Raw genomic sequence first — 12,047 nt, forward strand, 5'->3', positions numbered from 1 at the left:
AACTTTATTATAGTTCATTTTTACAAAAGCTCTTCAGCCTAAGCGGTAAAAATGTATAAACTGATTTATGGGATTAATTTAGCCTGTCACACTAACGCACCCAAATAATAATTAAATCTAGGTTGAAACAAAAACTCAAATCTTACATGTCAAGATTGACAAAGCCGGTTGAGTTTGTAGTTCATCCTCATGCTAATATTCTGCTTATTACGGGCATTTGGCAATATATCCATCGCATGGATGCCTGTTGATACCTCATATCACAAAATTCAGCAGTTTTGTTCTATTGCTTAGAAAGCAATCTTGCAAGCAAAATCCGCCAATTGAAACAAGATTTATATCTTTTAGAATATTATGAATTAATTAAATTATTTGTTTCCCTACTATGAAATCTAACCTTATTTGGGGATACGTAGCCCATGAAATTTGACTGAAACCCCTTGCAATCTTACGGTAAAAAAAATATGAAAACATATCATACAGGTCTTAATCTAGCGATAATTTAATTTTTAAATATCTCATTGCGATTTTTTGCCAGTCCGCCTTATGGTCGGTAAGCATAATATGTCATGCTCAAAGTTATTGGTTACAGAATAATGATTTTATCAAAAAATTGGTTTTCAAAAAGCTTAATCTTTATTTTTCTGCAATTGGCAATTTTTTGTGTCGTCATTAATTACAGCTTAGCAGCAGCAAGTGAGGTCGATGGTAGCAATTCTGCATCATTTAAAGTTTTAAGCACGCAGCTTACTGGCGACAATAATCGATTAAGAATTGTTACTGTTTTAAATGAGAAACCTAATTACCGCCTTATGCTTTTAGATAAACAACCAAGATTAGTTGTTGATTTACCCAAAGCTGATTTTTTGATGCCGCTTAAAGCAGTAGACATACGCGGTATGGTAAAAGAATTGCGCTATGGTGCAATAAACCCAACGCAGTCGCGCATGGTTTTTACCATGAAAACGGCCTTTGCTATTGAGCGAGTTGATGTTGAATCGTTAAATGAAAATATTTGGCAACTTATCATTGATATAAAAGCCGTGCCTGACCAGGATTTTGATAAGTCAATAGAACACACACGAAAATTTGAACAATTGCGGCGTACAAACCCTGAAAATCTTGATCACAATAAGCCTGATAAAATGGCTATAAACGTAAAGAATGATGAGTTTACAATTGTTATTGATGCGGGACATGGTGGTTTTGATACTGGTGCAATTGGTGTTAGTGGTATTGAAGAAAAAAGTGTGACTTTGGCCTTTGCTAAGGCACTGAAAGATGTTCTTGAAAAAAAACAATTTAAAGTGGTTCTAACCCGTGATGATGACACGTTTTTACGCCTTGGCGAGCGTGTCCAATTGGCACGTAGCAACGCAGCTAATCTTTTCATATCGATCCATGCCGATTCTATCCATTTGCCTGATATTCGGGGGGCAACAGTTTATACTTTATCTGATAATGCTTCAGATTCCTTGGCTAAAGCCGTGGCTGAGAATGAAAATAAAGCCGACTTATTAGGTGAATTGCCGCCCGATGAGCCGCCTGAAGTTGCCGATATATTGATTGATTTGACACGGCGCGAAACTGATGGCTTTTCATCGAAATTTGCTGATCGGGTTATTTCATCCCTCAATGAAGGGCAAATACGTGTTATTAATAATCCACACCGATATGCAGGCTTTATGGTGCTAAAAGCGCCTGATATACCTTCAGTGTTAATTGAACTTGGCTATCTTTCCAATGCTGATGATGAGAAGCTTATCTCTGATCCTGTTTGGCGCAATAATATGGCGCATATTATTAGTAATGCGATTGAAAAATATGCTCAAATGCGAATGCAAAAGGCATTGCCATAATATTTTCGTTTTGGCGTGAAAAGCGACTTCCTATTGTATCGATAAGTATTTTTATTGAAATTGTTTAATTTGTTAAAGTTATGTAAAATAATAGTAATTTGATTTAACATGCTTTTATTATTATAAACAGATAGATAATATTTTGCTTGCTGCCAAAAATAAAACGCGGTGTTTAGATTAATTGTATATAATGGGTATATTTCTTGGTTGAGCGTTTGCAGTAAGCAGAGCTTAAGGGGGGATAATTAATTCGTTTCGCAAGATTCTTTTATTTTTGCCAGTTCTTTTGTTGGTACAAAAAATACGTGTATCAACAGAATTAGTGATAAAATTAACGAATTTCGTAAAAATGGCATAAGAATTTTAAAATATTTTAATTTTTCTTGTCATTTTCCTTGTCTTTGACGTATTTGAATGCAAATGCAATGGGATTAATTGCTTTTCTCAATTTATAATGGTCTGAAAATAGTGTCACGTAAGTTTCGAAAAATTCTGGGATATACAGTTACTTCAACATTGACCCTTGCAATTCTGGGGCTTGGCTGCGCAACCGCTTATGTCAACGAAGTATCAGAAGAACTTCCAAATTATGAAGTTTTGGAAAAATATGAACCACCAGTAATGACGCGTGTTCACGCAGCAGATGGTGGTCTTATGGCCGAGTTTTCTAATCAAAGACGGCTATATTTGCCAATTCAAGCGGTTCCAGACCGCTTAAAAGCGGCTTTTATTTCAGCTGAAGACAAAAATTTCTATAGTCATTTTGGTCTTGATCCTGAAGGTTTAGCGCGGGCTGTTGTCAATAATTTAAAAAATATGGGGTCGGGCCGTCGTCCCGAGGGTGCGTCGACCATAACGCAGCAGGTAGCAAAAAACTTTCTTTTGAGTTCAGATGCTACAATGCAAAGAAAAGTACGTGAAGCTATTCTTTCCATGCGTATCGAAAAAGCTTATTCTAAAGACCATATTTTAGAGCTTTATTTAAACGAGATTTATCTTGGTAAAGGAGCATATGGTATTGCAGCTGCCGCGCTAACTTATTTTGATAAGTCAATCAATGAGCTTAGTTTAGAACAGATAGCCTATCTTGCAGCGCTCCCTAAGGGACCTTCAAATTATGATCCTTTTACCCATACTGAGCGCGCATTGGAGCGCCGTAATTGGGTCATCGATCGCATGGTCGAAAATGGTTATGTTGATGCTGCCGATGGAGAGGCTGCCAAGCAAAAGCCGCTCGGTGTTACGTTGCGCAGCAAGGATAACTATGTCTTTGGTGCTGATTATTTTACTGAAGAAGTGCGCCGTCAACTTATGGCACGCTATGGTTCAAATACACTTTATGAAGGTGGTCTTTCGGTTCGTGCTACGTTAAATCCACAATTGCAAGTCTATGCGCGTAAAGCGTTGCAAGATGGTCTCATTAAATTTGATCAAAATTTTGGTTGGCGCGGTGCTTATAAAAAGATATCACTTGCCGGAGATTGGGGCGTTGCGCTAGGTGAAATACCAGCATTTAGCGATGTACCTGAATGGCAGCTAGCAGTTGTCCTTTCCGCCGATAGCAATAGTGCCCAAATTGGTTTGCAGCCAGAGCGCGAACTATCCAATGCTTTATCTTCACAACGTGTAAAAGCAACGATTGCTGCTAGCGATATGAAATGGGCATATCGTTTGGTGGATGCAAATGGGCGCCGTAGCACAGCGAAAAATCCTGCTGGTGTTTTAGAGCCCGGCGATGTGGTGTTTGTTGAAAAGAAAAAGGGCACGGACAATGCCTATCAATTGCGTCAACCGCCGCGCGTGCAGGGCGCGTTAGTTGCTATGGAGCCTGTGACTGGCCGCGTTTTAGCAATGGTTGGAGGTTTTTCTTATTCGCAATCAGAATTTAACCGCGCGACGCAAGCTTATCGCCAACCAGGCTCATCATTTAAACCCTTTGTCTATGCTGCTGCACTTGATAATGGTTACACGCCTGCATCGGTTGTGCTTGATGGTCCTGTTGTTATTGACCAAGGATCTGGCAATATTTGGCGGCCTAAAAACTATGGTGGTACATTTGCAGGTCCATCGACCCTACGCTATGGTATTGAACGTTCGCGTAACCTTATGACTGTGCGTCTTGCTAACGATCTTGGTATGCCGGTGGTGGCAGAATATGCCGAGCGTTTTGGTATTTATGACAAAATGCAGCCGGTGCTTTCAATGTCGCTTGGCGCAGGTGAAACCACTGTGCTTCGTATGGTAACGGCTTACTCGGTTCTTGCAAATGGTGGACGCGCTATTGAACCATCGATGATTGACCGTATTCAAGATCGCTATGGTAAAACTATCTATCGCCATGATAAGCGTATTTGTAAAGATTGTAATGTGAGCGTTTGGGATAACCAGTCCGAGCCGGAATTGGTTGATGAGCGTGATCAGGTGCTTGATCCAATGACCGCTTACCAGATCACGTCCATGATGCAAGGGGTGGTTCAACGTGGTACTGCAGCTCGTCTTAATTACTTAAACCGGCCTATCGCTGGTAAAACGGGTACTACTAATGATTCCAAGGATGCTTGGTTTGTTGGTTTTACACCTGATATTGTGGTTGGCGTTTTTGTTGGCTATGATAATCCACGTTCATTAGGCTTTGGTGGTACAGGGAGTGCTTTGGCAGCTCCAATTTTCGGTAACTTTATGGAGCCAGCCATGAAGGGTAAGCCGAAAATTGATTTCAAAGTGCCACAAGGTATGAGCCTTATTGCAATCGACCGTAAAACTGGTATGCAAGCCCATGCCGGTGATCCCAATGTCATGGTGGAAGCGTTTAAACCCGGTACTGGTCCAGCTGATGTCTATCAAGTTATTGGTGGCGCTGAATCTTTCAAGGAGGGGGTACGCGTACCTCTTATGTCACCCACCGTCAATGACGCGATTGGCCGTGGCTCAAGTGGACTTTACTAGATTTAAAATTTAACCATGTTGAAATTGAAGCGCATATTTGCAAATAGCGAATATGCGCTTTTGATATTGAAGTCGGTTTGACTTTACGTTAGCAAACAGGCAAAAGACAAAGAAATGCATTTATTTTTGCAGTTTAAAATCATGAGTTGATAAGTGTAAAATGAATGTAAGCTTATAAGTTAAGAGGTTGTGGCGTAATTATGCGTGCAGAAATTGAAACATTGGTAGATGAAATCAAGCAGGCCATAAGTCTGCTGAGGAGGCATCTTTGACTGGGATCAGTCATTAAAACGCCTTGAATATTTAAATCAGCAAGCAGAAGATCCTTCGCTTTGGAATGATCCGCAAAAGGCGCAAGACTTGATGCGTGAGCGCCAACGGCTTGAGGAATCAATTGCTGGTATAAGGCTATTAAGCCAAACCCTTGATGATAGTGTTGAACTTATCGCTATGGGCGAGGAAGAGGGCGATGCGAGTATTATCAAAGATGCAGAAGAAGCTATTAAAGGCTTAAAGCAAGAAATTGATAAGCGGCAAATTGATATGTTGCTCTCTGGCGAAGCTGATGCCAATGATACCTATTTGGAGGTTCATGCTGGGGCAGGTGGTACTGAAAGTCAGGACTGGGCCAATATGCTGCTGCGTATGTATACGCGTTGGGCAGACCAGCATGGTATGAAAGTCGATATCATGGAAGTTCATGATGGCGATGAAGCTGGTATTAAGTCCGCCACTATACTTGTTAAAGGCCATAATGCTTATGGCATGCTTAAAACAGAATCAGGCGTGCATCGTTTGGTGCGCATTTCGCCTTACGATTCTAATGCACGCCGCCACACGTCTTTTGCAAGTATTTGGGTCTTTCCTGTTGTTGATGATAATATCGAGGTTGAAGTTTCCGAATCGGATGTTCGCATTGATACTTATCGCGCATCGGGTGCTGGTGGTCAGCATATTAACACCACCGATTCTGCTGTGCGTATTACGCATATTGCAACGGGAATTGTGGTCCAGTGTCAGGCTGAGCGTTCACAACACAAAAACCGCGCTGCTGCATGGTCAATGCTACGCGCTCGACTTTATGAAGAAGAGCTGAAAAAGCGCGAAGAAGTTGCCAATGCAACCGAGGCTAACAAAACTGAAATTGGTTGGGGGCATCAAATCCGTTCTTATGTTTTACAGCCGTATCAATTGGTCAAAGATCTACGGACTGGTGTCGAAAGCACCGATCCGCAAGATGTTTTAAATGGTAACCTTGATGCCTTTATGGAAGCTGCACTTGCGCAACGAGTGCATGGTGGTGGTGAAGACGTCCAAGATATTGATTAGGTTTAACGTTTTATAGTAATTAATTTAAAAATATTAAGCTAATTTATTGGCGCATTTATTCGCTTTTGCGTTATAAATGCGCCATATTTTTTGGTAAAATAATGAGACTATGTTTCATGCTTATTTTAAGAATTTTATTTAATCTATTGAAAATAAATGTATTTTTAAGTGTTTTATGTCTCATGTTTTAGTTTAATATCAAAGGTGTTTTTGCAATGCGGCTATTCTTTTACGGCTTTTTTGTCATTGTTATTTTGGCACTGATTTTAAGTTCCATGTGGCTTTTCAACAAAAGCAGCAATAATGACTTTCGGCAAAATAGTGTTGAACAGACTATCAAGACTAAGGATAATGATCCAATAGTTGGTTTGTTGCCGCAGCCAGAAATGGCCGAGCAGCCAAGCAAGCAGTATGGAGAAGAAACCTCAAAAAATGATATGACACCACCAGTTACCCCAATGGATGATAGTTTGAAAAAGCAATTTTGCACCACGGATAGCTTTGAAAATAAAACCTATGTTGTGTGTCGCGCCAATCCTAGCCTTGATCGGATTGAACTATTTTTAAATGGCAGTGATGATAAGCCTTATAAGCGGTTTTATCGTTTAGAAGACGCACTTAACGCTGAAGGCAAAACAATTGCTTTTGCGATGAATGCTGGCATGTATCATGCTGATTACACCGCTGTGGGGCTTTATATTGAAAATGGCAAAGAACTGCATTCCATTTCCACCAAAGATGGCCCAGGTAATTTTCATATGAAACCCAATGGTGTCTTTTTTATCAATGATGGTAAAGCTGGTGTATTGGATACAGATAGCTTTATTGCTCGTGGTTTAAAACCACAACTTGCTACCCAATCTGGACCGATGTTGGTTATCAATAATGAAATTCACCAGCGATTTATTCCGCAATCTCCCTATCTTGAATATCGCAACGGCGTTGGAGTTACGAATGATGGTGAAGTGATTTTTATTATTTCTGAACAAAAGGTCAATTTTGATGAAATGGCGCGTTTTTTCCGCGATAAGCTAAAAACACCGAATGCATTATTTTTTGATGGCTCTATTTCTAGCCTTTTTGCACCAGAACTTTCGCGTAAAGACTGGTGGCATGGATTGGGGCCAATTATTGCCGTAACCCTTGACAAGAATGATTGATCTGGCTTTGTTGGTGAAGTTGATTTAATAACGGACATGATTTAGACAAGAAAATAAGCTTGTTGACGGTTCAGGGCTTGGATTATTGTATAGACTTTTAAGCTCGTATTTATTTTGTAAGATTAATTTTGAAGATAGATAGGTTAACGATGGAAGTATCATTTTTGGGGGCGTTTTTTGGGGGTATTTTATCCTTTTTGTCTCCTTGTGTTTTGCCGTTGGTTCCCCCTTACCTCTGCTATATGGCGGGCGTGAGTTACGAAGAATTACGAAACAAAGATAAAAAAGTAGGCTTTGCTATTGATAAGCAAATTCTTATTCCTGCAATTGCGTTTGTTTTGGGTTTTACGCTTATTTTTATGTTTTTAGGAGCAGGTGCATCTTTTATCGGCCGCTTTTTGCTAAGTTGGCAACCCGAAATAGCTATCGGTGCAGGTATTATTATTATTATTATGGGCTTGCATTTTTTAGGCGTTTTTCGCATTCCGTTGTTGTTGCGTGAAGCAAGGTTTCAAACAAAAAAAACGAAATCAGGCCCAGTTGGTGCATTTATTATGGGTTTAGCTTTTGCTTTTGGTTGGACACCTTGTATCGGGCCCATTTTAACTCCAATTATGAAATTTGCAGGTGAATCGGAAACGGTAGCAGGCGGTGTCATGTTGCTTGCAGTTTATTCTTTGGGGTTAGGTGTGCCGTTTTTATTGGCAGCAGTATTTTCCAGTGCTTTTATATCTCGTTTAGCCTCTTGGCGTGTTCATTTAGGGGTCGTTGAAAAGATAATTGGTGTTTTGTTGGTTTTCGCAGGAGTTGTTTTTCTTACGGGGCAACTGCAAGTTATTTCTTCATGGTTTATGGGAGCATTTCCATTTCTGCAAAAATTAGGTTGAATTTGCGAATTTTACGTTCTTTTTATTGTATCGCTTTTTTATAGAGGGTTTCATGTCACGTTCTTGCTTATCGGTTGTTCTCGGCGCGGGTGAGGGTACCCGCATGAAATCCAGCCTACCAAAAGTGTTGCATAAAATTGCAGGGCTGCCACTTATTGGCCACGTGGTTCAAGCGATGGAAAAAGTTGGCTTTGATCAGCTTGCTGTGGTGGTAGGACGTGGCGCCCAAGATGTGCAGGGTTTTGTATCTACTTTAACCCCAAATGCTGCTTTCTTTGAGCAAAAGGAGCGCCTTGGCACAGCCCATGCCGCACTGGCTGCGCGTGAATTATTGGCTAAAAATTATGATGATGTTTTGATTGTATTTGGTGATACGCCACTTATTGAAGCAAAAGCTTTAAGCCATGCGCGTCAAGAGCTTAAGGCAGGTGCGGATATTGTGGTGATGGGCTTTTATAGTGACACACCTCATGGTTATGGTCGTTTAATTATTGAAAATGGTAAATTACAAGCCATTGTTGAAGAAAAAGAAGCAACCAATGAGCAAAAGAAAATAAAGTTTTGCAATGGTGGTTTAATGGCCATTAATGGCAAACACGCTTTGTCACTATTGGAAAAAATAGAAAATAATAATGCCAAAGGCGAATATTATCTAACTGATATTGTTGCGTTTGGAGCCACGTCTGGACTTGATGTCCGCGCGATTCAAATTCCATTTGATAATGTCATTGGTATCAATAATCGCTTGGAACTAAGCCAAGCTGAGCATATTTGGCAACAAAGGTGCCGCAAAGCTATGATGCTTGACGGTGTTACCATGCAAGCACCTGAAAGCGTATATTTTTCTTTTGATACAAAAATTGCCGCTGATGTTGAAATCGAGCCAAATGTAGTCTTTGGTCCTAAAGTTGAAGTGTCATCGGGCGCTATTATTCATAGTTTTTCTCATGTTGAGGGGGCATTTATTGGTGAAAATGCTTCAATTGGCCCATTTGCGCGCCTTCGACCAGGGGCAAAACTTGGCGCAAAGTCGCGGGTTGGCAATTTTTGCGAAATTAAAAATGCGCAAATTGGAATCGAAGCTAAAGTTAATCATCTTAGCTATATTGGTGACGCCGAAATCGGTGAACGTGCCAATATAGGCGCTGGTACAATTACTTGCAATTATGATGGCTTTAATAAATGGCAAACAAAAATTGGCGATGACGCATTTATCGGTTCTAACAGCGCTTTGATTGCGCCTGTTACTATTGGTGATGGTGCCTATGTTGGCTCAGGTAGTGTTGTAAGCGATAATGTACCTGCTGATGCTTTGGCTTTGGCGCGTGCGCGGCAGGTTAATAAGGAAGATAAGGCTAAATTATTGCGTGCCTATTTTTCATCACTTAAAATTCCAAAATAAGTGTTCAAATGATATGAGGATGTGATTATGAGTCTTGGTTGCCTTTTTCCAGAAATAGAGCCTTTTCATCAAGAGATGCTAAAGGTTTCTGATATTCATGACCTTTATGTCGAGCAATGCGGCAATCCTAATGGTAAGCCAGTGATTATGCTGCATGGTGGACCGGGGACTGGAATTTCAATGACCATGCGACGTTTGCATGATCCGCAAAAATATCGCATTATTTTATTTGATCAACGTGGTTGCGGAAAATCAACCCCCTATGCCGAGTTGCGTGAAAACACCACTTGGGATTTGGTTGATGATATGGAAAAAATCCGTAGCCATTTAGGTGTTGATAAGTGGCAAGTTTTTGGTGGTTCATGGGGATCAACTCTTGCCCTCGCTTACGCGCAAACTCATCCAAATTATGTAAGTGAGCTTATTTTACGGGGCATATTCATGTTGCGCCGTTTTGAGGTGGAGTGGTTTTATCAAGAAGGCGCAAGTCTTATTTTTCCAGATCGGTTTGCCGCTTATCGTGATCATATTCCACTCGACGAGCGGGGCGATATGATTGGCGCCTATTATCGGCGCTTAACCAGTGATAATAAAGAAGTTCAACTTGCTGCAGCAAGGCTATGGGGGCAGTGGGAGGGATCTGCGATTAATCTATTGCCTAATCCTGAGCAAGTTGCAGCCTTTAGTAATGACGATTTTGTTATAGCTTTCGCTCGTATTGAAAGCCATTATTTTCAAAATCGTGGTTTTTGGGAAGATGATGACCACTTGTTAAGAAATGTTGATAAAATTAGACACATTCCGGCGATTATTATCCATGGTCGTTATGATATGTGTACGCCTTTTATTAATGCATGGCAGTTAAAGGAAAAGTGGCCAGAGGCTGAATTGCAAATTATTGAAGATGCTGGACATGCAGTTAATGAGCCTCCTATTGCAAAGGCGCTTATTCAGGCAACAAATCATTTTGCTTAAATAATCGAAGGGGCGTTTTATAAAACGCCCCGTTGGTTTTTAGTCTTGTGGGTCAAGTGGCTCAACACCATCTGCTTCATTGTTTTTGTTAAGGCGAATTTTCTCAACCTTGTTTTCTGCTGTTTTTAGCAAAGTGTCGCAATGCTTTTTCAGTGCTTCGCCGCGTTCGTAAATAAGGATCGATTGTTCAAGCGGTACATCGCCACGCTCGAGATTTTCGACAATATGCTCAAGTTCACTCAAAGCTTTTTCAAAACTCATGGTTGAAACATCGGCATTATCTTGATTATTTGTTGGTTGTTCTGACATCATATTTACCTAAAAATATTTAAATTTCTCAATTCCATTAATTAAAACAAAGAATTATTGGATTTCTGTACGGGTAATGTGGATTCCAAAGCCTTCAAGACCGACATAATGGCGCTCTTTTGAAGCATAAAGCACAATAGAATTGATACCCAAATCCTTTAAAATTTGCGCACCAAGACCAATTTGCCGCCATTCATCCTCACGGGTTACTGCTTCGCTATGGGCTTCATGCCCTTCAAGAATAAGCTCACGGCTACGCATATCATGGGCATCAGTGCCAACGCCGACGGAACCTTCACGTAGATAAACCAAAACGCCGCGTTTTTCATTGGCCATCATCTTTTTCAAGATGGTTGCTATTTCATCTTTAGTGCCAAATACGTCGCTTAAAACATTTTCGCGGTGAAGACGTACGGGAACATTTTCACCGTCACGTATATCGCCAAGGACAATGGCAACATGTTGCATGGGTTCCCAAGGCAATTGATAGGTATGGGCAATAGCAGGGCCGGCTGCTGTTACAACAGCTATTTCATCGACGTGTTCAACAAGCTTTTCCTGTCTTTGACGATAGGCGATTAAGTCCGCAACAGTTACCTCATGAAGGTTATGCTCTTTGGCAAAACTGGATACTTGAGGACCGCGCATAACGGTGCCATCATCATTGACGAGTTCGCACAAAACACCAACTGGTGCTAATCCAGCAAGACGGCATAGATCAACCGCTGCTTCAGTATGGCCAGAGCGCATCAAAACCCCACCCTCGCGGGCAATTAAGGGAAATACATGGCCGGGGCGGACAAAATCAACTGCGCCACAATTGAGATTTGCAAGATTACGTACAGTTAATGTACGGTCATTGGCAGAAATACCGGTTGTTGTACCATGACGATAATCAACGGTCACTGTAAATGCAGTGGAATGGGGAGAATCATTTTCCGCGACCATTGGCGCCAAGTTTAACCGCTTAGCTTCACTATGTGGCATTGGTGCACAAACAATTCCAGACGTGTGGCGTACAATAAATGCCATTTGCTCCGGCGTGCAAAGACTTGCCGCTACAATAATATCACCTTCATTTTCGCGACCATCATCATCCATGACAACGACCATTTCTCCGCGTTCAAAAGCGCGAATGGCATCGACAACATGTTTTTGTTTTTGATTCATTTGAAGGACT

General features: G+C 40.9%; 9 protein-coding genes. 7 read left to right on the top strand and 2 right to left on the bottom strand.

Annotated elements, in window-relative coordinates; all coding sequences use genetic code 11:
- The first annotated feature begins 596 nt into the window (after nucleotides 1-596).
- The 7 genes from H3299_RS04635 (at nucleotide 597) to pip (ending at nucleotide 10,558) form a co-directional block, all read left to right on the top strand.
- Complete coding sequence (locus tag H3299_RS04635) at nucleotides 597-1,859, top strand: N-acetylmuramoyl-L-alanine amidase (protein ID WP_182419137.1); 1,263 nt, start codon at nucleotides 597-599, stop codon at nucleotides 1,857-1,859.
- Between the two features lie 528 nt (nucleotides 1,860-2,387).
- The gene (locus tag H3299_RS04640) at nucleotides 2,388-4,805 is read left to right on the top strand and encodes a penicillin-binding protein 1A (RefSeq protein WP_371739833.1); all 2,418 of its coding nucleotides are present in this window, start codon (nucleotides 2,388-2,390) and stop codon (nucleotides 4,803-4,805) included.
- 200 nt (nucleotides 4,806-5,005) lie between these two features.
- Nucleotides 5,006-6,134 (top strand): peptide chain release factor 2 gene (gene prfB, locus H3299_RS04645; RefSeq protein ID WP_182419138.1). Its coding sequence is split into 2 segments (ribosomal slippage): nucleotides 5,006-5,074 and nucleotides 5,076-6,134, totalling 1,128 coding nucleotides; the frame shifts between segments, so codons are not numbered across the junction.
- A 215-nt stretch (nucleotides 6,135-6,349) separates the two neighbouring features.
- On the top strand, nucleotides 6,350-7,294 hold the full coding sequence (locus H3299_RS04650) for a phosphodiester glycosidase family protein (protein WP_246708141.1): 945 nt from the start codon (nucleotides 6,350-6,352) through the stop codon (nucleotides 7,292-7,294).
- A 149-nt stretch (nucleotides 7,295-7,443) separates the two neighbouring features.
- On the top strand, nucleotides 7,444-8,181 hold the full coding sequence (locus H3299_RS04655; protein ID WP_182419139.1) for a cytochrome c biogenesis CcdA family protein: 738 nt from the start codon (nucleotides 7,444-7,446) through the stop codon (nucleotides 8,179-8,181).
- A gap of 52 nt (nucleotides 8,182-8,233) precedes the next feature.
- Nucleotides 8,234-9,583 carry a bifunctional UDP-N-acetylglucosamine diphosphorylase/glucosamine-1-phosphate N-acetyltransferase GlmU gene (gene glmU / locus H3299_RS04660; RefSeq protein WP_182419140.1) on the top strand — a complete coding sequence of 450 codons (1,350 nt, stop codon included), beginning with the start codon at nucleotides 8,234-8,236 and terminating at the stop codon, nucleotides 9,581-9,583.
- 27 nt (nucleotides 9,584-9,610) lie between these two features.
- On the top strand, nucleotides 9,611-10,558 hold the full coding sequence (gene pip / locus H3299_RS04665; protein WP_182419141.1) for a prolyl aminopeptidase: 948 nt from the start codon (nucleotides 9,611-9,613) through the stop codon (nucleotides 10,556-10,558).
- A 39-nt stretch (nucleotides 10,559-10,597) separates the two neighbouring features.
- Here the strand turns inward: pip and H3299_RS04670 are convergent, their stop codons facing one another.
- A complete protein-coding gene (locus H3299_RS04670; protein WP_182419646.1) occupies nucleotides 10,598-10,867 on the bottom strand; it encodes an exodeoxyribonuclease VII small subunit in 270 nt (89 codons plus the stop codon).
- A 54-nt stretch (nucleotides 10,868-10,921) separates the two neighbouring features.
- Nucleotides 10,922-12,037, bottom strand: coding sequence for a 3,4-dihydroxy-2-butanone-4-phosphate synthase (gene ribB, locus H3299_RS04675; RefSeq protein ID WP_182419142.1), 1,116 nt, complete (start codon nucleotides 12,035-12,037; stop codon nucleotides 10,922-10,924).
- Nucleotides 12,038-12,047 lie beyond the last annotated feature (10 nt).

Source organism: Bartonella sp. HY038, assembly GCF_014117425.1.
Taxonomy (GTDB): Bacteria; Pseudomonadota; Alphaproteobacteria; order Rhizobiales; family Rhizobiaceae; genus HY038.

Coding starts and splice junctions, on each gene's coding strand:
- H3299_RS04650 (WP_246708141.1), top strand. CDS start 6,350: ATGCGGCTATTCTTTTACGGCTTTTTTGTCATTGTTATTTTGGCACTG.
- H3299_RS04655 (WP_182419139.1), top strand. CDS start 7,444: ATGGAAGTATCATTTTTGGGGGCGTTTTTTGGGGGTATTTTATCCTTT.
- H3299_RS04670 (WP_182419646.1), bottom strand. CDS start 10,867: ATGTCAGAACAACCAACAAATAATCAAGATAATGCCGATGTTTCAACC.
- pip (WP_182419141.1), top strand. CDS start 9,611: ATGAGTCTTGGTTGCCTTTTTCCAGAAATAGAGCCTTTTCATCAAGAG.
- glmU (WP_182419140.1), top strand. CDS start 8,234: ATGTCACGTTCTTGCTTATCGGTTGTTCTCGGCGCGGGTGAGGGTACC.
- ribB (WP_182419142.1), bottom strand. CDS start 12,037: ATGAATCAAAAACAAAAACATGTTGTCGATGCCATTCGCGCTTTTGAA.
- H3299_RS04635 (WP_182419137.1), top strand. CDS start 597: ATGATTTTATCAAAAAATTGGTTTTCAAAAAGCTTAATCTTTATTTTT.